The organism is Bacillus sp. 7705b (assembly GCF_002289525.1).
GTDB lineage: Bacteria > Bacillota > Bacilli > Bacillales > Bacillaceae > Bacillus > Bacillus halotolerans.
In genome coordinates, this window is the sequence record NZ_NSDH01000003.1 from 119835 (window position 1) to 145739 (window position 25905).

The following is a 25905-nucleotide window of genomic DNA, read 5'->3' on the forward strand; positions in this document are numbered from 1 at the left end:
AGGTTTGTGACTTAATAAGAAATGAAAGGAAAAAATAAAATGAAAAAAACAATCAAAGTAGCTGCAGCAGTAATTCAAAACGATAATGATATGATATTATGTGCACTTCGTTCGCCAACCATGTCTTTGGCCAATCTATGGGAATTCCCAGGAGGGAAACTTGAAGAGGGAGAGAATGCACGAGAAGCTCTTGTCAGAGAAATTCATGAGGAGCTTGGTTGTAAGATTGAAGCAGGTGAAATTATCGCTGACATTCATCACGAATATGAGAAAGTCATTGTTAATTTGATTTCTATTCAAGCGAAAATTGTTGAGGGTGAACCTGTTGCCAAAGAACATGCGGAACTCAGATGGGTGCCCGTGAGTGAACTTGAGTCACTTGAATGGGCACCTGCTGATCTTCCAACTGTAAATGCACTAGTTAATTAAATCAACATACAAGTTTTCTGGGACAGGCTGATGAAGCTTCCATATTACATTCATAGGTTTGTCCCCATTGCTTGATACGTAATCTACTTTACCTAGATAAATAAAAGGTAAGGTGATGTCATGCATTTCGTTAAATTTACGTACGAATAGATGTATTTTATATTCTCTTTGTCTATGGTTAATAAAATTCTGACCTACAGTAGAATCATGTGATGTTTGATTTTGACTTTGCCAATGAAAATGATAGGGATCCATAAAGTAATCTTTATATAACAAATGGTCCTCAACTTTTTCAGATTTATTTAATGTAATAAAAATTAAGTAATTATTGTTAACTCTCCTTACACCTTCTCGCCACGTCCCCTCTTGATCAGTTGATTGAAATAAATGTATGAGTTCATTTCTAGTATATGTTTGATACAAGGTGAGTTGTAGTTCACTAGATAAAAGTGCTTCTATATTATTCATACGTCTAAATTCAGTTAAACCATATTGGATACGCTCCTTAATATAAGGACCAAACTGAGGATGGCATAAACGTTCAATAATATCTGATTGTAGTATGAACGTATTTTCCTCTATTACACCAAAACACCATTGTTGTTTTGGTGTGGCTAAGCGCTCCATAGATCGTTTAATCAAGTTGTCGTGTATATTCGTGTTTTTGATTTGTAAATGAAATGTATCTTTTAAAGATTTTTTAACATCATCGACAGTGATTCTTCTTGTATTAAATCCACATTGCAACACTAATAAATCATAAGGCCACTTGATAGGAAACTGTTGCTCTAACCAGGATACCATTCTTAAAACTAACGAATCATTTAATACTTCTTTATCTAAAGAATGAAGGTCATCCATTTTTCTTTTCGTTTCAACCCAAGACTTATATTTTTTTATAAAAAAGGTAAGCCCTGGAGCTTGATCTGAATAAAGAAAATCAAGTAGCTCTGGGGAACGCCCAATATCTCGTTTAAATTGATAATATAATGTTTTTAGCATGGCAGCTGAATTTAGTTTAATACTATCTATTTTATGTAAAATATGTTTCTTCGTTACAGATGAAAGATCTACATAAGACCCACCAGGTAAGTCTGCAAACTCATGGGTAACTGCAACTCGCAACGAATCTTTATCAAACGATTTTTGACTTGTTTGTCCAGAAAGGGCTAGCGGTATGACAAATGATTTTTGATAGTTTCCTATAAAATCAAGTACCGTTACAAACTCTTTATCATCAGCCTTCCTTAATCCTCTTCCTAACTGTTGAATAAATATGGTAGGTGATTCAGTTGGCCTCAAAAAAAGCAGTAAGTTTAATTTTGGTATATCAATGCCTTCATTAAAAATATCTACTGTGAAAATCAGTTCTAAACTATGATGCGGATCTTCAAGTTCTCTAATCACTTTCTGACGTTGTGCTGAGGAATCCTGCCCTGTTAAATATGTTGTATGGAATCCTAATTGATTAAATTCTTGGCTCATATATTGGGCATGTTCAACGTTAGTACAGAAGCCCAACCCACACATTTTTTCTCCGTGGAAACCGTACATATTTATCATCTTTATTACATAATCGACTCGCTCATGGTTTTTCAAGTGGTTGACCAGGGAGCGTTCATCATAGACCCCATTTGTTATTTTTACTTTATCGTAATCAACAGTATGATCCGGAATACCAAAGTAATGAAATGGGGCGAGCAATTCAGCTTCTAACGCATCTCGAAGGCGAATTTCATAGACAACATTATGATTGCAGATCTCAAGCACATCTTTACCGTCTAAACGTTCTGGAGTTGCAGTTAAACCTAATAAGAATTCAGGTTTAAAGTAATTCAACACTGATTGATAGGTAGAGGCTTCTGCATGATGAAATTCATCAATGACAATGTAATCAAATTCATTTGGTGCAAACCGTTTTAATGTTTCTTCTTTATGCAAGGTTTGAACTGTGCTAAATAAAAACCTTTTATTCCATTCTTTTTTCGATCCAGTTAACAATCCAAAGTTATCAGGGTCATTTGTGACTTTTTCAAATGTTTCAATAGCTTTAGTTAGTAACTCCTCACGATGAGCGATAAAAAGATATTTTTTTGGTTGATATTCGGAAAAATCAAATGCTGCAAGATATGTTTTTCCTGTACCAGTTGCAGCGATAATAACAGCCTTTTCCTCACCTTGCTCTCTCGTTTTCTTGAGGTTTTTAAGAGCTATTTCTTGCATGGCATTAGGTTGTATTTTTGTTTGATAAAGAGAGTTTTGAGAGACGAGAGACGCGCTCATTTTGTGGTTAGCTGCTTGAAATTCTTCATAAGCTTTTAAGAACTGGTCATCGACCGGTTGTGTTTTTTCGAGCCATACTTTATTAAAGACATTTTTTGTTTGTTGAAAAATAGGAAGATATTTTGTATCAGGTATTCTCGCATTTAGCTCATACCCAGTGGTCAGAGCGGATTGCGAAAGATTTGATGATCCAATAATGACACTATGTTGCCCTGAAAGACGTTCAAATAAGTAAGCTTTTGTATGAAAAGATTGACGGTAATCATTTACAATTCTTAAGTCGACATTTTGAAATTGCATGAGTTGTTTAAGTGCTTTAGGTTCAGTAATTCCCATATATGTTGATGTGATAATACGTACTGGCACATTACGTTTATTGAGCTCTTGTAATGGTGGAATAAGAAGTTGGACACCAGACCATCTTGTAAAACTGACCATAAAATCCACACGATCAGCAGTTAACATTTCATTCTTTAATGTTTTAAAAAAATTATCATCCGCTCTATGGTTTCCGAGCAGATTCAACCGTGATAGTGAAAAATGCTCCGATAAAGGAAGATCCATGTCATCTAAATGATAAAGAACTGTAGAAAGTGGAATTGCAAAGGCAGTATCATTACCAAGATCAGAAGATATTTTTTGGGTTAATTCAACCGCCTGATGATATTGTCCATGTTGAACAAGCGTTTTGATTTTCTCGCCAAATTGTTTAGCGATATGTAAAGTTAAAATTTCTGCATATTCTTTCGGTAAAACAGGTTGAAATTGATGTTCGGCGGGATAAAGCTTGTTTTTTTCTTGCAATTCTTCATGAAAACCACTGTTTTTTGTCATTTTTTGCTCCCCATATTTAGATAGATATCCTAATTTTATCATTATTATTGACTATAGGTAACAGGGATTTGCAAATGGCATTGCGAATCAAATGAGGATAATTGTACCTGCGCTTATAGTCCTGTGTAAGTTGAATAACATTCGCGAGAAAGTGAAATGGAGAGGATGATAGATAAATATACTTATTTACACTCTCTATAAGACAAACCTTTTTACCTATTTATCCAATATGACCCATCATGTAATATGAAAATAGTCTGTATTGTAAAGAATTTACACAGTTTGATAGAAACACGAGGTGTTGCGGCATGCATAGTGAAATGTTGTTACATTCGGTAAAAGCCGACTTACATGAAAAACAGGAACAGATCCATCAATTAAAACGAGTGCTGCACGAAATCAGACAAATCAAACACGATTTTTCTGAGGCCCAGCATCTCATTCACCGGCCTCACCTTAACCGAGAGGCATGGAGAGGAACACATGCGGAGCGGTTTGAAGATATTCGTGAAGGAATGAACAAAGCATATCAGCAAATCAAAAGTGATCAAGTCAGCGGTATCATCGAAAGCATCGAAGGAAAAATCCACTCATTAGAGGGAGACGTCTATTCCATAAGACGCCAAATTACGAGAATAGAGCATGAAATAGAGAAGGAAAAACATAAAAAGTGAGGTGAGCACAATTGGCACAGGAAATCAAAATGGTCTATGGCACAGTGAAGCAAGGGCTTTCTCAGCTCAAGAATTCAGCTGAACTCAAGTCCTCCGTGCCCGGCCATCTCTCAGGCAGAAATCATTTAAACGTTGTGAAGTCCATCGAGCAATTAAATGAGGACATCAAAGAGCTCACTGAAGCATATGCATCCGTTCTGGCCAAACATATCGCACAAACGGAAAGCGCGGTAAACGCCATGAAGGAAACGGACGAAAACATATCATCTTCCATGAAATAAAGCGCGGGAGGACAAGGGATTGAAAACATTAGATGTCCACGCTCTTCACGAGGGCATTCAGCATACGATTGAGAAACTGGACAAGCAAAAACAGCAGCTGGAGAAGCTGGAAAAAAGTGTTGAGCATCTGGCAGGCATGAAGGATGCGTTAAAAGGAAAAGGCGGAGATGCCATCCGGACCTTTTACGAGGAGTGCCACAAGCCTTTTCTCCTTTTCTTTGGCATGTTTATCGACGAATACAAAAAAGTGCTGAAACAAACACAGCAAGCGATTTCCTCTGTAGAATCTGACTCCCACGGCATGATCGCAGAGGCTTTTCTCTCACACGACGCGAGACACGGGGTCAAGCATGCACGAGAAGTGACAGAGCAGCTCACAGACGCAGTGAATCGCCAGACATCAGCCATCGGCCACATCGTCAGCCTGCCGACAGTCAATGACTCCTTTTTCCGGATGGAAACAGAACAGGCTGAGCGACTGATTTCGGACACCCTGAATAAGCTCTTTCAATTTGACGGCCAGCAAACCCAAGCACTAGAAACGCCAAAATCAGATTTACAAACGATGAAAAAATATATAGACCAGCTCGAAACCATGTACACCGGTCCGAAAATTGAAATCACAGGCTACAAAAGCGGCTCCATCTTGAAATCAAAGGAAGAAGAAAACATCAACCAAACCTTCGGCGCCATCAATCCGCAAATGAAACAGCCGGATGAATCACCGATGGAGATGATGTTGAAGAAGCTAGGAGAGAAAGAAGGTACTGAAGTTGATTCGCTGGCTGCCCATAATCGCCTAGAACAAATGATAAAGAGTCAAAAAGTCACCAAGAAAGTATATAGTGAAGAGGATATAAAAAAACTACAGAAAATTTATAAAACTATTGATGGAATAACTTACTGTGCCTACATAGATGGAAATATAATTGTCAAGATAGAGTGTATTGATGAACCTCCAGAACCAGATGACAATGAAAGTGATATAGAGAGATACTTAGAAATGGGTTTGGAGTTATTTAGTGCAGACGATTGGGAACGAGCAGCATTAGGATTTGACCCCCATACACATGAAAAACTCTCACTTCTAGATCGATTCAAAGCTGGTGTTAATATAACGCCGCCTGCTAAAGTTATCAAATGGATTCGACGGGGAAATAAACTAGCTAAAGTGTCTAAGAAAGCAGAGAAAGCCACTGATGAAGTTTCGAAAGTTGAGAAAAGGGAGAGAACGGCAGAGAAAGTTGCTAAAGGAGAGAAGAAAAATTCTAAATCAGCAAGTAAAGTTAAATTTTCAGAAATGACAGCTGATGAACAAATAAAAATAGCCAAAGAATATTCCAAGAGGGCTCCGATTAGAATCCCCGATGCTGCAAAAATCAAAGCTCAATCGAAAACTGATTATGAACAAATAACTTATAAATGGAACGATGGAACATACAAATATGAGGTCAGATGGCACACAAGTACGCCTGGGGCGCCTAAAAACCAAGGGAATACGTGGGTTGTACAAAAAACTGTTCCGGGAAATGGTGGACAACAACCACAAAGGTTCTTTAAAATCGGAGAAAACGAGTGGGTTGAAGGACATAAGTGGTTTGAAGCTATTAGGGAAAGAAAAGCCGGGACAGCTACTAAAGACCAATTAAGAATTTTAGAAAAAGGCCATTGGAAGGATTGATTGAGTTGTTAAATACAAAATTTTATGATGGATTTGAGGGTGAACCTGAACTTGCCTTATTTGATGGAGAAAACAAGTTCATCATGTGGAATGGATACTTTGAAACTTTATTAAAAGCTTTATTAGATAACAATCTAGAAAAAGAGGGAATTATTAAAGAATACTTTTATCAAGAAGGCTGGTATGATGACTCACCTTGGGTCATAGAAGACGTACAATTAACAATAGATCAAATGAAAAGTTTTGATGTAAACAAACTAGATACTTCAGATGGTTTTAAAAAAGAATTAGTAGAATTAGTTCAAGAGATTATACAATTTCTTGAAAATGCAAAAAATAAAACTGTTGTAATTGAATACGATTAAATCTGGACCTTTCAGGTTTTCGACAAATAGAAGCTGGGAACCAGCTTCTATTTGTAATTTTGATGTATTTGATATGAGAAAACAAAAAACTATAACATTTCCAAGCCTAAAAGTTTATGTTAAATATATTTGTTATTATTCTCAAAATAATGGTTGGTAGTTCTCATTCTTGAAAAAAATTATCGGCATATTGTAATAGAAGGAAAATGAAAGCGTTGACATCCCATAAATCTAGTGCTAAAGTATACCTACAAAACAAATACAGCGACCCGTCAGGATTGTTACTGCGAAAGCAGGCAAAACCTAAATGGTACAGGTGCAGGAGGAGACTCTCGCAATCTGTGTCATTTAGGTTTTTTTTATTCTCATTTTGGAGGTGATGCAGCATTAAATACAAAAAAGCTGGAGAAAGGCGGCCACCTTTCATCCAGCCGGTTCCCCCAAAAAAAGGAGGTATACACATGGATTATGATAAATTATCGAGAGACATATTACAACTCGTAGGCGGTGAAGAAAACGTTCAGCGCGTGATTCATTGCATGACGAGACTGCGTTTTAATCTTTATGACAATTCGAAAGCGGACCGGAGTCAATTGGAGCAGCTGCCGGGTGTGATGGGCACCAATATCAGCGGCGAGCAGTTTCAAATTATCATCGGAAATGATGTGCCGAAGGTGTATCAGGCGATTTTGCAAAACAGCAGCCTCAGTGATGAAAAGAGCGCCGGGGCATCTGGCCAGAAAAAGAATGTGCTGAGTGCGGTCTTTGATGTGATTTCTGGTGTGTTTACACCGATTCTGCCTGCGATTGCGGGAGCGGGGATGATCAAAGGGCTCGTTGCGTTAGCGGTCACATTCGGCTGGATAGCGGAAAAGAGCCAGGTCCATGTCATTCTGTCAGCTGTTGGTGACGGTGCGTTCTACTTTCTTCCGCTCCTGCTTGCGATGAGTGCGGCGAGAAAGTTTGGAAGCAATCCGTATGTAGCGGCGGCGATTGCAGCGGCGATTCTGCATCCGGATTTGACGGCGCTGCTCAGTTCAGGGAAAAGCATTTCCTTTATCGGGCTTCCTGTAACCGCTGCCACTTATTCATCAACGGTCATCCCGATTTTGCTTGCGATTTGGATCGCATCGTATGTGGAAAAGGGGATTGACCGAATCACGCATTCTTCTCTCAAATTGATTGTCGTTCCGACCCTGACATTATTGATCGTCGTGCCGCTGACATTGATTACAGTTGGTCCGCTGGGTGCTATTTTAGGAGAATACTTGTCTGTCGGCGTAAACTATTTATTTGCTCATGCCGGGCTTGTGGCGATGATTTTGCTTGCGGGAACGTTCTCTTTGATCATTATGACGGGCATGCATTATGCATTGGTGCCGATTATGATTAACAACATCGCGCAAAACGGCCATGATTATTTGCTGCCCGCCATGTTTTTGGCGAATATGGGGCAGGCCGGCGCATCTTTTGCGGTTTTTCTTCGCTCCAGAAATAAGAAATTTAAATCGCTTGCGCTTACCACAAGTGTGACGGCGCTGATGGGAATTACAGAACCCGCGATGTACGGCGTGAATATGCGTTTGAAGAAACCGTTTGCGGCCGCTTTGCTTGGCGGTGCGGCTGGCGGCGCATTTTACGGCGTTACGGGTGTCGCTTCCTACATTGTCGGAGGCAACGCAGGGCTGCCGAGTATCCCGGTCTTTATCGGCCCAACGTTTATTTACGCGATAATTGGTCTTGTGATTGCGTTTGTTGCGGGAACAGCGGCAGCTTATCTTATTGGATTCGAGGATATACCGTCTGAAAGTGATCAGCAGCCTTCTGTGACAAATGGCCATGAGGGCAGCGGAGAAATCATTCACAGTCCGATTAAAGGTGAAGTCAAGGCATTAAGCGAAGTCAATGACGGAGTGTTTTCTGCCGGGATTATGGGAAAAGGATTTGCTATTGAGCCTGAAGAAGGAGAAGTGGTTTCACCTGTGTATGGAAGCGTTACCACCGTTTTTAAAACAAAGCACGCCATTGGCATTACGAGTGATCAGGGAGCTGAAATCCTCATACACATTGGATTGGACACTGTCAAACTGGAGGGCCAATGGTTCACGTCACATGTCAAAGAAGGCGACAAGGTCGCGCCTGGAGATCCTCTCGTTTCCTTTGATCTGGAACAGATTAAAGCAGCTGGATATGACGTGATCACCCCGGTTATCGTCACTAACACAGACCGATATTCATTTTCGCCGGTAAAAGAAATCGGCAGGGTTCAAACAAAAGAAGCGCTGCTTGCTTTATCTTAAAAAATAAACTGATGAGGTGAACTGTAATGAGTGCAAATGCAAAACGATTTCCAGAAGGATTTTTATGGGGCGGCGCGGTCGCTGCCAACCAAGTGGAGGGTGCTTATAACGAGGGCGGCAAGGGACTTTCAACAGCTGATGTATCACCGAACGGCATCATGTCTCCATTTGATGAATCGATGACTTCTTTAAATCTGTATCATACCGGAATTGATTTTTATCATCGTTATAAAGAGGATATTGCCTTATTTGCAGAAATGGGTTTCAAAGCGTTCCGCACTTCGATTGCGTGGACAAGAATTTTTCCGAATGGCGATGAAGAGGAGCCAAATGAAGAAGGCCTCAAATTTTATGACGATCTGTTTGATGAGCTGTTAAAGCATCATATTGAGCCAGTCGTGACCATCTCTCATTATGAAATGCCGCTCGGTCTTGTGAAACATTATGGCGGCTGGAAGAACCGCAAAGTCATAGAGTTTTATGAACGCTATGCCAGAACTGTTTTCAAACGCTATCAACACAAAGTGAAGTACTGGATGACATTCAACGAAATTAATGTGGTCCTCCATGCACCGTTTACAGGCGGCGGTCTTGTTTTTGAAGAAGGAGAACATCAATTGAACGCGATGTACCAGGCCGCACATCACCAGTTTGTCGCCAGCGCCCTTGCCGTTAAAGCGGGGCATGAGATCATTCCCGACTCAAAAATTGGCTGTATGATCGCCGCGACAACAACCTATCCGATGACCTCTAAGCCGGAGGATGTCTTCGCGGCAATGGAGAATGAGCGCAAAACACTTTTCTTCTCAGATGTGCAGGCAAGAGGTGCGTACCCGGGATATATGAAACGCTATCTGGCAGAAAACAATATTGAAATTGAAATGGCTGAAGGCGATGAGGAATTGTTGAAAAAACATACGGTCGATTACATCGGATTTAGCTACTACATGTCCATGGCGGCGAGCACCGATCCTGAAGATCTTGCGAAATCAGGGGGCAATCTGCTGGGCGGTGTGAAAAATCCATATCTTAAATCATCAGAATGGGGCTGGCAGATTGACCCGAAAGGCTTGCGCATCACGCTCAACACGTTATACGACCGCTATCAGAAGCCGCTGTTTATCGTGGAAAACGGCCTTGGCGCGGCAGACAAAGTTGAGGAGGACGGCTCCATTCACGATGATTACAGAATTGACTATCTGCGGGACCACTTAATGGAAGCGCGTGAAGCGATTGCTGACGGTGTTGAGCTGATCGGATACACATCATGGGGACCGATTGACCTTGTCAGCGCGTCCACTGCCGAAATGAAAAAACGCTATGGCTACATTTATGTTGATCGAGACAATGAGGGGAACGGAACATTGAATCGCATCAAGAAAAAAAGCTTCGGCTGGTATCAGCAGGTCATTGCCACAAACGGAGAAAGTCTCTGACAACTTTATGAATAAACATACACCCCAATTGACAATAACAGACAGCAGGCGGACAATAAAAGAGAAAGATGAACCACCCACAGTCCGAAAGGCGGGAAGCGTATGTTTAACAAAATGTTAGTTGCGATTGACGGGTCAGAAATGAGTGCAAAAGCCCTTGATGCCGTAGTGCATCTGGCAAAAGAACAGCAGGCAGAACTAAGCATCCTTCATGTGGGGAGAGAAGCCGTCGTAGCGACTTCTTCTCTGACCGGGATTGTCTATGTACCAGAACATTTTATTGATGAAATCAGGCAAGAAGTGAAAAAAGAAGGCTTACACATCCTTGAGAACGCGAAAGCGAAAGCGGCCGAGAGCGGTGTTCAAGCCGACATCATTTACGCACAGGGAGAGCCGGCACACGAAATTTTAAATACCGCAAAAGAGAAAGGCGTTAGCCTGATCGTAGTAGGAAGCCGGGGCATCAGCGGCCTGAAAGAAATGATGCTTGGAAGCGTCAGCCATAAAGTGTCTCAATTATCAACTTGTCCGGTTTTAATTGTTCGATAGATAAGAAGAAAAAAGCGCCTACAAGGCGCTTTTTTTATGTATAGATTCGTAAAATAACTCTGGGTGATTTATGGAACTGCTTCCTTTATAATAGTATCAATATGTAAAAAAGAGGATTTTCTCTTATATCTGAAGATAGCTACACTGGGGGGGCATTTGATGCAGCAAAATCTCATATTACAAAAACAAAAATCAACAGCCGTGTTGAAAATGGTCATTTCCATGGTGATTTTCGGTTCTATCGGCTTTTTCTCTGAGCATACCAATTTGCAGTCATTTGAATTGGTCTTTGTCCGCTGCCTTTGCGCGACGCTATTTTTAAGCTTCTGCTGGCTGGTGTCCGGTCAGCATAAAAATGAAAAATGGAGCAAGCGGGAAGTCCTTCAAACATTAGCATGCGGTTTCTTTCTGGTATTCAATTGGGTCTTCTTATTTAAGTCTTTTGAAGAAACGTCAGTTACAATTGCCATCTCTGTATACCACCTTGCACCTGTGCTTGTTCTTCTCCTGGGGAGTATCATCTATAGAGAAAAATTAAATGTGATCTCCGTCAGCTCCATTATCATCTGCTTTCTTGGAACGGCGCTGATTTCCGGGATTAACGGCAGCACTTCATTGACACAGCTGATGGGATCAGGGATCATATGGGCAGTTCTCGCCGCACTGTTTTATGCGTTCACCACTTTATTGGGAAAAGGCATTCACAACCTCAGTCCTTACACGACCACCTTCCTGCAAACCGGTTTAGGGGTTATCATCCTGATTCCGTTTATTCACTTCGGCGCTTTTGCAAACCTGTCTCAGGGAAACTGGATCATGGTCGTCTCCACTGGTATTATTCATACAGGTATTGTGTATTTGCTGTTTTTTGACAGTTTGCGATTTTTATCAACGAAATTTATTTCGGTCATTGTCTTCCTCGACCCCGCTGTCGCGATCGTGCTCGATACCGTGTTTACGGGATTCCGCCCGGATCTTTTTCAGACACTCGGCATTGCAATGATCTTTGCGGGTATGGCTTTGACGCTTGTTAGGAGGCAGGGGAGGGCGGATGCAGCTGCTGAAGAAAAGGATTTAGAACAATTTCAATCATGATAGAAAAAAGTGTAAAGGCCTTAAATGGGCCTTTTTTTGGTTTTTTGGGTCTTTTTGCTCTGTTTAAATCTTAAAATAAGATAAATTTTCTAGAAAAATATTGTAATAATATTTCAGTGACGTTAACATTGTTGAGTAAATATTACTTTTATTACAAAAGGAGAGAGAAAATGAAAAAAAGAAAGAGGCGGAACGTTAAGAGATTCATTGCCGTATGTTTAGTGTTGGCGCTAATGATTTCATTATTGCCAGTAGATGTACTGGCAAAAACTTCAGAAGAAGAGTCCGGAAATCGTGTCGCAACTGCTGATCCGGAAGAAACCCTTCAGAATGATCAAATAGAGAAAGCTGTACCATTTAATGAGAAGGATATAAACAAAGAGGGAGAAATCACCTCAGAAAGAACGGAAAACACAAAGCTTTATTATGAAGGGGACGGTGTTTATAAACAGGAAGTATACCTTGATCCTATTCATACAAAGGAAACATCGAATGCAGACTGGGAGGAGATTTCTCCTGAATTAAAAGAAACGACAAGCAAACAAGTTGAAACTGAAAATGCTGTTTTGAATTCAGATTTTCAAAAGCAAATGAAGAACGGACTTTATGCGACTTTTGAGCACAATGATCACAAGCTTACATATTCACTTGTAGAAGCAAAAGGTCCAAATAAAACTTCACTTACTCCGAAAGATACTCCAGCAGATTATAAGACTGATGGTAATGAGATTGTTTATCCGGATGTTTTTCCGAACATTGATCTTCAGACTTTCACATTCAACGAAAACATAAAAGAAGATTTAGTCCTTCATCAGTATGACGGATACAACACATTTTCATTTCAGGTGAAAACCGATTTGCAGGCAAAAGAACAAGAGGATGGATCAATAGATTTTTCTGATGAAAAAGGAAAAGTTGTTTTTTCTGTGCCTAAACCTTTTATGACTGATTCAAAACTGGATGAACTTTCCGGCGAGGTGGGACGATCAGAAAAAGTCAGCTATAAGCTGGAAAAGAATAAAGAAGGGTATTTGCTTCATCTCACGGCAGACGAGAACTGGCTGAAAGACCCTGAACGCGTGTATCCAGTGTCTATCGACCCGTCAACGTCTTTATCTGTTTCATCAGATACGTTTGTCATGAGTGCCTACCCGACGACCAACTATTCGGCATCTTCGCAGAAATGGGATGCTAATCTGAAGGCCTATGTGCTGAAAACGGGTTATTACGACAAAACAACAGGCACCAATTATGCGTTTATGAAATTTAACAATTTAAAACCGATTCAAAATATGACAGTCAGCAAAGCTACATTAAAAACATACGTAGCCCATTCCTATTATGGAACAAAGGCAACTGGTCTTTGGCTGGATACAGTCAACAGCAATTATGATCATGCAAAAGTAACATGGAACACCAAACCGGCATCTAAAAATATCGGAAAAGCCGACGTCCATAAAGGACAGTGGGCGAGTTACGATGTGACCGCCGCTGTAAAGTCATGGAACTCCGGCGGGGCCAATTATGGATTTAAGCTTCATGCAAACGGAAACGGTAAGGAATACTGGAAAAAACTAATTTCCTCAGCGAACTCAAACAATAAGCCTTATATTGAAGTGACATACACCATCCCGAAGGCGAGCACACCTGCTGTTAAGGCATACAATAACGGGAACGGCACTGGTTTTTTCAATATCAGTTGGAAAAAGGCCGAGGGTGCAAAAGGCTATAAGGTATGGATTTATAATGGTAAAGAATATCAAGCGATCTCAGTCGGCAACACGACATCCTGGAGCACAAAAGGGAAAAACATTTGGCCGACAAGTGCAGAAATTTCATCCGGTAAGTACAAGCTTCACCTTGATGGAAAAGGCGGAACTGAATTAGCGCTAGATCCATCTCCAGTGTATAAGAACTCCGGCGGAACCTATGCCACAAGCAAAAACTATTGGATCGGGGTCAGCGCGATTTTTGATCAGGGAGAAGGGGCGATGTCCGCACCGGCAAAGCCTGTTATCCCTAATGTAGGGAAAGCACAAGCACCGTCAACAAAGGCATTTAATAATGGGAATGCCACAGGATACTTCGATCTTTCTTGGAAAGCTGTATCCGGTGCAACTGGCTATAAAGTTCAGGTGTTCAATGGGAAAGGCTTTGAAACACTTGATCTCGGAAATCAGACGTCTTGGACCACCAAGGGGAAAAAGATCTGGCCGACAAGTGCAGAAATTAAAGCGGGAAAATATGCTCTTCACCTAAAGGATGGAAACGGAGCAGAGCTGCCGATCAATCCCGGACCAACCTATAAAAACGCCGGTGGGGATGCAGCCAAAAAAAATTACTCATTTAAAATAATCGCCTATAACAAAGATGGCGAAGCCATTGCATCACCGGCTGCCAACCCGACACTTCCTGATATCGCTAAACCAAAGAACTTATCCGGTTATGTGTATACAAACACAAAATCAAGCCAAACCGGTTATGTGAATTTGATATGGGAAAAGGTTCAAAATGCGAAAGGCTATAAAATTAATATCTATAACGGAAAAGAATATCAGTCCTATGATGTTGGGGACGTGGATCATTGGACAACCCAAAATAAAAACATTTGGCCGACTTCTGAGGAAATAAAAGCCGGAAGCTACAAGCTGCATACAGACGGAAAAGGCCGTGAATTGGCACTTGACCCGTCACCTGTCTATAACAATGCAAATGGAAATTACAAAGGGAAGAAGAATTATTCCTTCACTCTTTCCGCCTATGATGCGAATGGTGAAACGATTCCGACAGCACCCTTTAACCCAACGTTCCATGAAGGCGCAGAATTCCTTGGAACAGAAGAATACTGGTCTATCATTGATATCCCAAGCGGCCAGTTAAACGGTGCGACAGGCAATGTTATTGTGAATGAAGAGGATCTGTCAATTGACGGGCGCGGACCGGGACTTGGCTTATCGAGAACCTACAACAGTCTTGACAGCTCCGATCACTTATTTGGACAAGGCTGGTATGCTGATGCAGAAACATCTGTCATCTCGACGGACGGCGGGGCAATGTATATTGATGAAGACGCTACTACTCATCGCTTTACTAAAAAAGCCGATGGCACGTATCAGCCGCCGACCGGTGTCTATCTTGAATTAACAGAAACAGCTGATCAGTTCATATTAAAAACAAAGGATCAAACAAACGCTTATTTCAATAAAAAAGGCGGCAAGCTTCAAAAGATAGTGGATGGCCACAACAATGCAACCGTCTACACTTACAATGACAAGAATCAACTGACAGCCATTACAGATGCATCGGGCCGCAAGCTCACATTCACATATGATGAAAATGGCCATGTGACTTCCATCACCGGACCTAAGAATAAGAAAGTCACCTACTCATATGAGAATGATTTGCTGAAGAAAGTCACGGATACAGATGGGACTGTCACAAGCTATGACTACGATGGTGAAGGACGCCTTGTTAAACAATATTCAGCCAACAGTACCGAAGCAAAGCCTGTCTTTACCGAATATCAGTATAGCGGGCACCGTCTCGATAAAGCGATTAACGCTAAGAAAGAAACATATGTCTATAGCTATGATGCTGATAAAAAGACGCTTCTCATGACACAGCCGAATGGCCGGAAAGTACAGTACGGCTATAATGAAGCGGGAAATCCGATTCAGGTCATTGATGATGCGGAAGGGTTAAAAATTACAACGAATACAAAGTATGAAGGCAACAATGTCGTAGAAGATGTAGATCCAAACGACGTCGGAACAGGAAAAGCAACGGAAAGCTATCAATATGACAAAGATGGCAACGTTACGTCTGTTAAAGACGCATATGGAACTGAGACATACGAATACAACAAAAACAACGATGTCACAAAGATGAAGGATACCGAGGGCAATGTCACGGATATTGCCTATGACGGACTAGATGCTGTATCCGAAACCGATCAGAGCGGAAAATCATCTTCAGCAGCCGTTTATGATAAATACGGAAATCAGATTCAATCCAGCAAAGAGTTATCAGCCTCAACCAATATCCTGAAAGATGGAAGCTTTGAAGCGCAAAAATCCGGCTGGAATCTGACCGCATCTAAAGACAGCGGCAAAATCTCAGTCATCGCCGATAAAAGCGGGGTTCTTTCCGGATCAAAGGCATTGGAAGTCTTGAGCCAATCAACGTCTGCCGGAACAGATCATGGGTATTCGTCAGCGACACAAACAGTGGAACTGGAGCCGAATACAACCTATACATTAAGCGGGAAAATCAAAACAGATCTAGTGAAATCAAGAGCCTACTTTAACATTGATTTGCGAGACAAAGATCAAAAACGAATTCAATGGATTCACAATGAATACAGTGCACTAGCCGGGAAAAATGACTGGACAAAACGGCAAATCACTTTTACGACTCCAGCAAATGCAGGAAAAGCTGTTGTGTATATGGAAGTCGATCATAGAGATAAAGATGGCAAAGGAAAAGCATGGTTTGATGAAGTCCAGCTGGAAAAAGGCGAAGTATCGTCAAGCTATAACCCAGTTCAAAACAGCAGTTTCACAGCAGCAACGGAAAACTGGAGCGCAAGCGGGGCATCCGTTGATTCTGAAGAAGGCTTTAATGATGAAGTATCATTAAAAGCTGCCCGGACCAGTGCGTCCCAAGCTGGATCAGTAACAAAACAAACCATTGTCTTAGGGCAAAGTGCAAACGACAAACCGGTTTATCTCACACTGACAGGCATGTCGAAAGCAAGCAGTGTCAAGTTCACAGATGAAAAAGACTATTCTTTGCAGGCTAATGTTACTTATGCGGACGGAAGCACAGGCGTATACAATGCGAAATTCCCTTCTGGAACACAGGAATGGAACCGTGCAGCTGTTGTTATACCAAAAACAAAGCCGATTAATAAAGTCGATATCAGCATACTGTTCCAAAAAAGTGCGACAGGAACAGCGTGGTTTGATGATATCCGTCTGATTGAAGGAAGCCTTTTAACAAAAAGCACGTATGACAGCAATGGAAACTATGTGACCAAGGAAGAAGATGAACTAGGATACTCTACTTCAACTGATTACGATGAAACTGGTAAGAAAACGGCTGAAACGGATGCAAAAGGTGAAAAAACAACCTATACGTATGATCAGGCAGACCAATTGACAAACATGACGCTCTCTAACGGCACGTCTATCCTTCACAGCTATGATAAGGAAGGCAATGAGGTAAGCAAAACCATTCGGGCGGGAGCAGATCAAACCTATAAATACGAATATGATGTCATGGGCAAGCTTGTCAAAACAACTGACCCTCTGGGTAATGTGCTAGCAAGTGAATATGATGCCAACAGCAATCTAACCAAAACCATTTCACCGAATGGCAACGAAGTGTCTCTTTCTTATGATGGAACAGACCGGGTGAAATCAAAATCGTATAACGGTACAGAAAAGTACAATTTCACGTATGACAAAAATGGAAATGAAACATCGGTCGTCAATAAAGAGCAGAACACCACAAAGAAACGGACATTTGACAACAAAAACCGTTTAACCGAATTGACTGACCGCGGCGGCAGCCAAACTTGGACATATCCTAGTGACTCCGATAAGCTGAAAACCTTCTCATGGAGCCATGGGGACCAAAAAGGAACGAATCAATTTACGTATAACAAACTGGATCAAATGGTTGAGATGAAAGATAGTACATCTTCCTATTCATTTGATTATGATGAAAATGGCAACGTCCAAACCTTTATTACGGGCAACGGCGGCGGAACAAGTTTTTCATATGACGAAAGAAACCTTGTAAGCTCGCTGCATATCGGCGACAAAAATGGCGGAAGCATTCTGACGGAAAGCTATGAATACGATGCAAACGGCAACCGCACAACGATAAACAGCTCAGCAAGCGGCAAGGTGAAATATGAGTATGGAAAGCTGAATCAACTTGTCAAAGAAACCCATGAAGACGGTACTGTCATTGAATACACATATGACGGATTCGGGAACCGGAAAACCGTTACAACTGTAAAAAACGGTTCAAGTAAAACGGTGACCGCTTCCTTCAACATCATGAACCAGCTGACAAAAGTCAATGATGAAAGCATGTCTTACGATAAAAACGGCAACCGCACATCCGACGGCAAATTCACATATACGTGGGATGCAGAGGATAACCTTACTGCCGTTACAAAAAAAGGCGAAGACAAGCCTTTCGCAACATACAAATATGACGAAAAAGGAAACAGAATCCAAAAAACCGTCAACGGAAACGTTACGAACTACTTCTACGACGGAGACAGCCTGAACGTCTTGTATGAAACAGACGCGGACAACAAAGTCACAAAATCATACACGTACGGTGACAGCGGCCAGCTGTTATCCTACACGGAGAATGGCAAGAAATATTTCTATCATTACAATGCACACGGAGACGTCATCGCGATCTCAGACAGCACTGGAAAAACTGTTGCTAAGTATCAATATGACACATGGGGAAATCCAACAAAAACCGAAGCAAGCGATGAAGTAAAAGACAACCGCTACCGCTACGCAGGCTACCAATACGACGAAGAAACCGGCCTATACTATCTCATGGCCCGCTACTACGAGCCAAGAAACGGCGTGTTCCTCTCACTTGACCCAGACCCGGGCAGTGACGGTGATTCATTGGATCAGAATGGGTATACTTATGGAAATAATAACCCGGTGATGAATGTTGATCCAGATGGGCATTGGGCTTGGCTTGTGGTAAATGCCGGATTTGCAGCCTATGATGGGTATAAGGCATATAAATCAGGTAAAGGATGGAAAGGTGTTGCTTGGGCAGCGGCTTCTAACTTTGGGCCTGGAAAAGTGCTTAAAGGCGCCAAGAAGATTTTAGGTGTTGCGAAGGGAGCTAAGAAGTATTTAAAACCAGGTAAATACGCTAAAAGGTCAATTCCTGCAAGAAGTACAAGTAGCAGGTTAAATAAAAAGGAAAGAAGAGTATTAAACAAAATTGGGAATAAATATGGCTGTCACACTTGTGGTAGAAGGCACCCTGGAACTAAAAGCGGAAATTGGATTGCGGATCACCAACCAGTATCAAAATTAAGGAAGAAAGGCCAGCGCCAAAGGCTATATCCTCACTGTCAAACTTGTTCGCGGAAACAGGGAGGATATACAAGTTCTATCTTGAGAAAAAGACATCAACGGAGGTGAGGAAATTGGGGAAAAAAGAAGCGATTCTAGCATTACTTAACGATTCATTCAAAAAGGGAGAGTTCCCTTTTATTTGTAATTCGAATTTTGATTTCGCCAAAGGAAAGCTTTCGGTATTTGTTGATGGAGACAACTGGCTTTTAACGATCCAGTTGTTTGGATTGTCGAAATTGGGACCAGCCATTGACTTTTATGCGTTTGGAAATCAATTAACAAATAATGTAGCAAGTTATTTAGTGGATGAACCGTTTTGTTTTGTAGATGAAATAGGAAACCAACTGGAATTGGAAGATGTAGAACCGGGTTTTACTAGAAAACAAATCAGTGTGTTCCTTAGAGAGAGAACATTTCAATTTTTCATTGAGCAGGAAATACAAGCAAAGATTATATCAGAGAATGAATGGATTACATGTTTAAGGCAGATGATTAAAAATCGTTTATTCCTCGACGCACTCTGGTTGACAAAACAAGAACAACTACAATTAGCAGGTCTCTCCTGTGAGTATGACCAACTGTGTTCAACTGAATCATGGATGCATCCAGAAACAGAAAAGAATTTTCCTAGCCGTTCTCCTTTCTTTCAATCCATTGCTCAAGCAATTTGTTGTAAAGATGCTACATGTATCCAGAAACATGATGAAGGTAACACAGATTGGGCAACATGGACATCTTCCGATTCTGTTGAGTATTATTGAAGATGATATGGATATACAGCCTATGGCTGTATATTCATAACGTTCAAATCACTCGAATATTCTGTGTACGATATAAAGAGTTAGATAGTCTACAAAGTATTATTGGATGTTACTGGATATAAAGAAAAAAGCAGTATAAAAAAGGAGATTAAACATTGATAAAAAAAACAGAAATTCTTGATCTATTAGACGACGAATTCAGTGAATTAAATCGACCACTTTTCGAATGGCGCGAATCTAATTATATAGGAAGTAAATGTACCTTAAGACGATTAAATAAAGAGCACTGGTTACTGGCAATCCAATGCTTCCAAATAGATAATAAGGGACCTTTTCTTTCTGTTCATGCCTATAGTAATTGTTTTTCAGAGAACTACAAATTGATAATAATAGATGACATCGTTTTAAAGACCAAAAAAGGTGAGAAAGTAACATATAGTGAAAGTAACATTAATCAATTAAGCGAAGTAGTGAAAATTGAAATTGCAGGGTCCCTTTACTGCGTAAATGTTCACCAAAGAAATGAATTCCAAAAGCAAACCAAAGAAAAGGCATGGAAAGCATATTTTAGAAATTTGTTTGAGGATGCTAATTTTAGAGAAGCGCTTTGGATTAAATCCAAAAGACTTGAGAGTGAACTAGGTTTAAAAGGTGATGATGAAGGTGTATACGAAACAGAGAACTGGGAATATCCTGATTATCTAACAGATCCAAGTCAATCAATTTCGTTTCAATCATTTGCTCAATACCTTGAAGATGGTATAGCTCCAGTTAATGTAGGAGTTCCTAATAACCATTGGAAAGAATGGGAAGATTATGATATCGAATGAGTTGCTAGGGAAACGTCTAATCTGAAAAACTAGTACTTAAAATATAATAATTTAGTTCAATAAATACAGTTTATAAAACCGGTAACTTCTTATGGTTTCTTTCATCTTCAGTTCATAGTGAGGAACTATCGGCATTTCACCAATGCGGTCAGAACTCACCAGTACAAGGCTAGATGGTTGGTGGGATAAAATAACAATCCGAAATATTTAATGAAGTAAAAGACGACTAACCATGGATAAAAATAGAAAAATGCCGCTACGCAGGCTACCAATAAGACGAAGAAACTGGCTTTTGTTTATTTTAATGGACGTGATGGGAACATTCGATTGGAAAAAGTTGTTCCGGAGGAGTTCAATTGGCAAATTTTCAAGATTAGTTATCACCCGGAAGGAATCGGAAGCCTATCAAATCCTGTAATTACAGAGTATTATTCAGATAGAGTAAAGGCTGAGACTGTTTCTTTTGATTCAAAACAATTTTATGAAGTATTAGGTTAACGAGTAAGAGAACAAATTTGGCCATTTCTAACTTGGGAGCATAACCAATGAAAAAATTAAACATGAATAAAATCACCAACAAGGACACCCAAGATTGTTTTTTCCATGCTGATGCACAGGGACGTGTCTACATTGGAAAAGGGGTGAAAGGTGATCTCACTATTTCAATCTATGATCCTTCCGGTGTTGTTCAGGATTTTAAAGTGAAAGAGCAGATTACATGCAGCGATATTCTGCTCTTTCAACAATGTGCAAATAGCTATGTTTTCGTTTATTACGATTCGCATGAGCCGAAGGTAAAGGTATTTTCAGAAGAGGGAAGAGTGAGAAGTGCTTTTTGTTTGCCTTCAGGGGTCTCCTGCTGTCTTCTTGATGGGAAGCAACACTTTTGGGTCGGTTTATGTGATGAAGGCATTTATCATGATGAAAATCCCAAGGGTGATAGTGTGTGGTGTTTTACGTTAGATGGTAAGCAGAAGGAAATGTATATTGATAGAAAGCTTGAAGAAATGGATGCACCGGTTGTAGATGAATGTTATGGGCTTGTAGAAAAAAACGGATTGATTTATATGCTGTATTACGGAGATGCAGTCATTGCCGCATTTGATGAAACGGTTGTGAGAAGGGTGTGGATTCTGTCGGATGAAGCACCTAAATCAGAAGTGTTTGATCAGCTCACAGTAACTAAAGAAGGTTTTTGGATCGGGACGGTCAACTGTTACAGAGCAGACCTTAAGCCGTCTCTTTATTTGATTTCTGCTGATGTGAGTCTGCCGATGCAAGAGGTGAAGTGCTGTGACTCGAACGGTGAAGCCCTAGACGTTCAACAGCTGAAACTGACAAGTAACGCTGTTTACGCAGTGACTTCTTCTGGTGTTTATAAGCAGGATATCCAATAAGGTGTTGATGAGATCATGATGAATTGGCGCACTTTAAGTCAGACAAAACAAGACAGCAGCTGGTCAGAAGTGAACCAGCTCATAAGATGGAAGCCTGGAAGCAGATGTCATCACATCATCTCGCCTGATCCATATCGAGTGTTTGATATCTCAAGCGGGATGAGCAGTAAAGCTGGTCATAATGATGTGAGCGGAGTGCTGAGTGATTTAGAGAATTTATTTTAAAAGCATTTCAATCATGTACTGGAAAGAACGATGTGATGTACGCATTAGACTGGCAGCATGACGGCTATATCTTTAGCCCTCACCAGACAATGCCTAAGGATGAATTTGGCGAATGGCCTGTTCCGGTATTTCCAAACGGAGACTACTATTTCTTTTTTCATCAGGGCTTTTCTTGGGGGCTTTTCTTGGGGGCTTTTGGGTGATTCGTGGAAATGTACAATCACTGTGTTTGGTGAAGAGTTATTGAAGGCGATAGATAAATATCCGCCTATCCTGTTTCAAAATAGATGAGTTCATGTGTCGGATGGAGGTAATCAGCATGTTTCAAAAACTGAGAAAGAGACAGCAGGAGCTTGAAGAAAAGCCGTATCCTGATGAATTGTACGGCTTTGAAGCGGAAATATATGAGTTTTTTATGCTTGTTGCTGGCAGTTTGAGTTATGTGCTGGCGAATAAAAGGATGCCCCGGCATCAGCGGCATTCGTTGGAGAAAAGCTTTTTTGAGCTGTATCCTGACATCCCGCCGGATATGATCAAACACGATACCGATTTGTATCATCACATTCTTTTGTACGAGCAAGTCAGACAAGAAATTTGCGCTACGCTATCCAACTGATAAGGAGGATTTTATGGAAAAAACCTCTATAAACAATATTGGCAATTTGGACATGATCGAGCTTAAGCCTGACCAAACCGTTATGTCATGCGAACTTGAAGATGCTGAGTCTTTTTATCGTTTTTGGCAGGGGCTTGCCTATGAGCGAATCATGATACAGGTGATAACGGGTGGTTCATTTATAGAAGACCTGTCAGAGTTTTTCAAAGGCTATGCTTACAAAGTGACGAAGCTGGCGAAAAGGCAATTTCATTTCCAATGCATAGTACATGAAACAGATCGGGACATTGCAGGTTTTCTATCTCTGTTAGCTTCCATCAATGATGATGTTTTTCTGATCACTGACCCTCAACCGGATAAAAACTATTTTTCCGAAGGCAAACTCCAGTGCCTAACGGACTCAGGCGAACGGATCATGTGGTTTGAATACGATGCTGCGGAGATCTATATGGTTGGCGATGAAACATAAAAGGAGGAGGAATCCATATGAATATCACACAATACGAGAAAATGAAAAAACATCTTTCTGATGCGGATACAGGTCCATTTACATTAAACGAGTTTTCTTTCTATATGAAAGCAGATGATCGTTATTTTCATATTCCTGTGTTTGAATTAAAACTATCCGCTCAAACCTGTGACATTCATTTGCGGTTTGAAGACATCAGTGCATCGAAGCTGGATGATCTTGAATCCATCGATGCGGTTGACTTGGAGCTTTTACCGACTGACGATCAATGGGAAAGGCTCCGTTATTATGTGTATGATCAAGAAAACCAAATGAGTTTCTATTGCGGAGGATGGGATGTGATCAAGTGTGACAAGAAGTCACACTGATTTTCCCCACTTTCCAAGCGTTCTTGCTTTTGTTGCCGCATATGTCACGAGAAACGGGATAGTCACAATCAGAAAAAACAAAGGCACCCAATTTGATAATCCGGTTACATAATGGATTGTAATGGACAAGAGAGTCAGGAAACTCAAGGTGCAGGTGACGTTTCGAACGTCTTTTTCGCTTCTTTTATATTTCTCTCTCAAGGTGGATTGATCACTGTATATCGGCGAAGTCCCGGGCACAGCCGAAAAGATATGCATACCTTGTGAAGAGCAAACATGTTCCCATCCGGCCGCTTCAAACATCTCGGTGTATTCCGCCAAGCTTTCTTCCCCAACATCATGATAATCAATACTGTAGATCAATTTCCGCGGCTCAGCTTTTCTAAGTTTATACCCCATAACCGCAAAAGAATCGAGCAACCAGCCTTTGCTGGCCATATCGCTGAGTTTCTTCATATCTTTTTCTTCTGAAAAGGCCAATCCTTCAGACATCATATATTTTTTCTGTTTCATGATGAATCCCCTTTCAATTGTTGAAAAGCGCGTTCGCCGTGTTCCGCCATCATTTTTCTGCGCTGCATTTCTTTTTTGAGTAATTCTTGGCCGTGCAGGGTGGTCTGGTACACTTTGCGGCGCGGGTTGTCGTTGTTGACAAGCTCAATGATCTCTTCCTGCAATAATTTCTTTAACAATGTATATAAGGTAGCTGGGCCGATCGTAAAGGAGGCATCGGTCATGTCTTCAATCTCCTGCATGATCGAATAGCCGTGTTTTGGCTCCAGCAAGGTTAAGACAATATAATAGGCTGGATCGGTAAGCTGATCCATTTCTTGCGGACGTTGCTTTGGCAAGCGGTCACCTCATTTCTTATATCAACTAATGATATATCAATTATTGATATAATAAAATCTTCCTTTTCTTTTGTCAATGCAATTTTTTTCTGCGTTCAGTCATCATAAAGAAACAATCACCGAGTATGCATTAATGAATGCGTTTTCATAGAGGGGGATTCTTAATGAAAAAATGGATAACGGCGGGTTTTGTGATGATGTTGATGTTGTGTTTCAGCGGGGCGGAGAGTTTGAAGGCGTCTGAGCCGAAGGTGTATCAGTTTGACTTTGGGAGCGGTTCGGTTGAGCCTGATTACATTGGGGTAAGGGCGTCTGACCGTTATAACCCATCAAAGGGCTACGGTTTTCAAACGCCGGAACATATGAAGGATGTGGCGGCATCCGGGACGGGCGTGAAAAGTGATGCGGTTCAATTTTTGGCGTATGGGACGAAAAGCGACAACACGTTTAATGTGGATCTTCCGAATGGCCTTTATGAGGTGAAGGTGACGCTGGGCAATACGGCGAGGGCAAGCGTGGCGGCGGAGGGTGTGTATCAGGTCATCAATATGACGGGAGACGGTGCGGAGGATACGTTCCAAATCCCTGTCACCGACGGGCAGCTGAATCTGCTGGTGACTGAAGGCAAGGCGGGTACCGCTTTTACGCTCAGCGCCCTGAAGATCAAGAAATTGTCTGATCAGCCGGTGACAAACCGAACGATCTATATCGGCGGCGATTCGACGGTGTGCAATTATTATCCGCTCAACAGCAGCAAGCAGGCGGGCTGGGGGCAAATGCTGCCTCACTATGTCGACAAGCATACCTTTCAAGTGAGAAACATGGCGTCAGGCGGGCAGATTGCGAGAGGGTTTCGAAATGACGGACAGCTTGAGGCGATCTTGAAGTACATCAAACCGGGTGATTACTTTATTTTGCAGCTCGGCATTAACGATACAAATCCGAAGCATAATGAATCTGAAGCGGAATTTAAGGAGATTATGCGTGATATGATCCGGCAGGTGAAAGCAAAGGGCGCGGAAGTCATCCTTTCAACACCGCAGGGCCGGGCGACAGACTTTACTTCTGAAGGCATCCATTCCTCTGTAAACCGATGGTACAGGGCTTCTATTTTGGCTTTGGCCGATGAAGAAAAAACAAGGCTTATTGACCTGAATGTCCTCAGTTCATCTTACTTTACATCGATCGGTCCGGAAAAAACGCTTGCCCTTTATATGAATGGAGATACGCTGCATCCGAACCGCGCGGGTGCCGATGTACTGGCGCGATTGGCCGTTCAGGAACTAAAAAGACAGGGGATTGATGGCTTCTAAAACGTCATTTTTCAG

Annotated in this window: 20 protein-coding genes and 3 pseudogenes; 20 read left to right on the top strand and 3 right to left on the bottom strand. The window is 41.3% G+C overall.

Annotated elements, in window-relative coordinates; translation table 11 throughout:
* Positions 1 to 39: 39 nt before the first annotated feature.
* Positions 40 to 429, top strand: a complete 390-nt coding sequence (mutT, locus tag CJU60_RS01000) for an 8-oxo-dGTP diphosphatase MutT (RefSeq protein WP_095712660.1) — start codon at positions 40 to 42, stop codon at positions 427 to 429.
* Here the strand turns inward: mutT and CJU60_RS01005 are convergent.
* A complete protein-coding gene (locus CJU60_RS01005) occupies positions 418 to 3546 on the bottom strand; it encodes a DUF3427 domain-containing protein (protein ID WP_095712661.1) in 3129 nt (1042 codons plus the stop codon). The two genes, mutT and CJU60_RS01005, sit on opposite strands and share 12 nt — an antisense overlap.
* Before the next feature lie 308 nt (positions 3547 to 3854).
* On the opposite strand from CJU60_RS01005, the gene CJU60_RS01010 reads away from it, so the two are divergent.
* The 18 genes and pseudogenes from CJU60_RS01010 to CJU60_RS21670 form a co-directional block, all read left to right on the top strand.
* Positions 3855 to 4220, top strand: a complete 366-nt coding sequence (locus CJU60_RS01010) for a YwqH-like family protein (protein ID WP_009968400.1) — start codon at positions 3855 to 3857, stop codon at positions 4218 to 4220.
* Between the two features lie 11 nt (positions 4221 to 4231).
* Positions 4232 to 4501 carry a YwqI/YxiC family protein gene (locus CJU60_RS01015; protein ID WP_044160050.1) on the top strand — a complete coding sequence of 90 codons (270 nt, stop codon included), beginning with the start codon at positions 4232 to 4234 and terminating at the stop codon, positions 4499 to 4501.
* 19 nt (positions 4502 to 4520) lie between these two features.
* Positions 4521 to 6182 carry a T7SS effector LXG polymorphic toxin gene (locus CJU60_RS01020; protein WP_232351000.1) on the top strand — a complete coding sequence of 554 codons (1662 nt, stop codon included), beginning with the start codon at positions 4521 to 4523 and terminating at the stop codon, positions 6180 to 6182.
* A 5-nt stretch (positions 6183 to 6187) separates the two neighbouring features.
* On the top strand, positions 6188 to 6547 hold the full coding sequence (locus CJU60_RS01025; RefSeq protein ID WP_095712770.1) for a hypothetical protein: 360 nt from the start codon (positions 6188 to 6190) through the stop codon (positions 6545 to 6547).
* A 461-nt stretch (positions 6548 to 7008) separates the two neighbouring features.
* A complete protein-coding gene (locus CJU60_RS01035; RefSeq protein ID WP_095712663.1) occupies positions 7009 to 8847 on the top strand; it encodes a beta-glucoside-specific PTS transporter subunit IIABC in 1839 nt (612 codons plus the stop codon).
* Positions 8848 to 8873: 26 nt separating this feature from the next.
* Entirely contained in the window at positions 8874 to 10283 is a 1410-nt protein-coding gene (bglH, locus tag CJU60_RS01040) for an aryl-phospho-beta-d-glucosidase (RefSeq protein ID WP_095712664.1), read from the top strand.
* 102 nt (positions 10284 to 10385) lie between these two features.
* Entirely contained in the window at positions 10386 to 10832 is a 447-nt protein-coding gene (locus tag CJU60_RS01045; protein ID WP_095712665.1) for a universal stress protein, read from the top strand.
* Between the two features lie 159 nt (positions 10833 to 10991).
* Entirely contained in the window at positions 10992 to 11927 is a 936-nt protein-coding gene (locus tag CJU60_RS01050; protein ID WP_095712666.1) for a DMT family transporter, read from the top strand.
* A gap of 170 nt (positions 11928 to 12097) precedes the next feature.
* Positions 12098 to 19126: a tRNA nuclease WapA gene (wapA, locus tag CJU60_RS01055; protein WP_095712667.1), complete on the top strand. Its 7029-nt coding sequence runs from the start codon at positions 12098 to 12100 to the stop codon at positions 19124 to 19126.
* Positions 19123 to 19821 carry a DUF7003 family protein gene (locus CJU60_RS01060; protein ID WP_255237528.1) on the top strand — a complete coding sequence of 233 codons (699 nt, stop codon included), beginning with the start codon at positions 19123 to 19125 and terminating at the stop codon, positions 19819 to 19821. The genes wapA and CJU60_RS01060 overlap by 4 nt, the downstream gene beginning before the upstream one ends.
* Before the next feature lie 155 nt (positions 19822 to 19976).
* Positions 19977 to 20651, top strand: coding sequence for a DUF7003 family protein (locus tag CJU60_RS01065; RefSeq protein ID WP_095712669.1), 675 nt, complete (start codon positions 19977 to 19979; stop codon positions 20649 to 20651).
* Positions 20652 to 20978: 327 nt separating this feature from the next.
* Positions 20979 to 21149: a hypothetical protein gene (locus CJU60_RS01070; RefSeq protein WP_176471062.1), complete on the top strand. Its 171-nt coding sequence runs from the start codon at positions 20979 to 20981 to the stop codon at positions 21147 to 21149.
* A 47-nt stretch (positions 21150 to 21196) separates the two neighbouring features.
* A pseudogene (locus CJU60_RS01075) lies at positions 21197 to 21523 on the top strand (DNA-binding protein); the annotation flags it as partial.
* Positions 21524 to 21595: 72 nt separating this feature from the next.
* Entirely contained in the window at positions 21596 to 22048 is a 453-nt protein-coding gene (locus CJU60_RS01080) for a hypothetical protein (protein WP_095712771.1), read from the top strand.
* Positions 22049 to 22063: 15 nt separating this feature from the next.
* Positions 22064 to 22564 (top strand): annotated as a pseudogene (locus tag CJU60_RS01085) (DUF2716 domain-containing protein).
* A 28-nt stretch (positions 22565 to 22592) separates the two neighbouring features.
* On the top strand, positions 22593 to 22889 hold the full coding sequence (locus CJU60_RS01090; protein WP_095712670.1) for a YxiJ family protein: 297 nt from the start codon (positions 22593 to 22595) through the stop codon (positions 22887 to 22889).
* A 13-nt stretch (positions 22890 to 22902) separates the two neighbouring features.
* Positions 22903 to 23358, top strand: coding sequence for a hypothetical protein (locus tag CJU60_RS01095; protein ID WP_095712671.1), 456 nt, complete (start codon positions 22903 to 22905; stop codon positions 23356 to 23358).
* A gap of 17 nt (positions 23359 to 23375) precedes the next feature.
* Positions 23376 to 23504: pseudogene (locus CJU60_RS21670) on the top strand (hypothetical protein); the annotation flags it as partial.
* 213 nt (positions 23505 to 23717) lie between these two features.
* Here the strand turns inward: CJU60_RS21670 and CJU60_RS01105 are convergent.
* Together CJU60_RS01105 and CJU60_RS01110 are read right to left on the bottom strand one after the other, a co-directional pair.
* Positions 23718 to 24239 carry a DUF2812 domain-containing protein gene (locus CJU60_RS01105; protein ID WP_095712673.1) on the bottom strand — a complete coding sequence of 174 codons (522 nt, stop codon included), beginning with the start codon at positions 24237 to 24239 and terminating at the stop codon, positions 23718 to 23720.
* Entirely contained in the window at positions 24236 to 24577 is a 342-nt protein-coding gene (locus tag CJU60_RS01110) for a PadR family transcriptional regulator (RefSeq protein WP_095712674.1), read from the bottom strand. Before CJU60_RS01110 ends, CJU60_RS01105 begins: the two co-directional genes overlap by 4 nt.
* Before the next feature lie 164 nt (positions 24578 to 24741).
* Here CJU60_RS01110 and CJU60_RS01115 point away from each other — a divergent pair, with 164 nt between their 5' ends.
* Positions 24742 to 25890: a rhamnogalacturonan acetylesterase gene (locus tag CJU60_RS01115; RefSeq protein ID WP_095712675.1), complete on the top strand. Its 1149-nt coding sequence runs from the start codon at positions 24742 to 24744 to the stop codon at positions 25888 to 25890.
* Positions 25891 to 25905 lie beyond the last annotated feature (15 nt).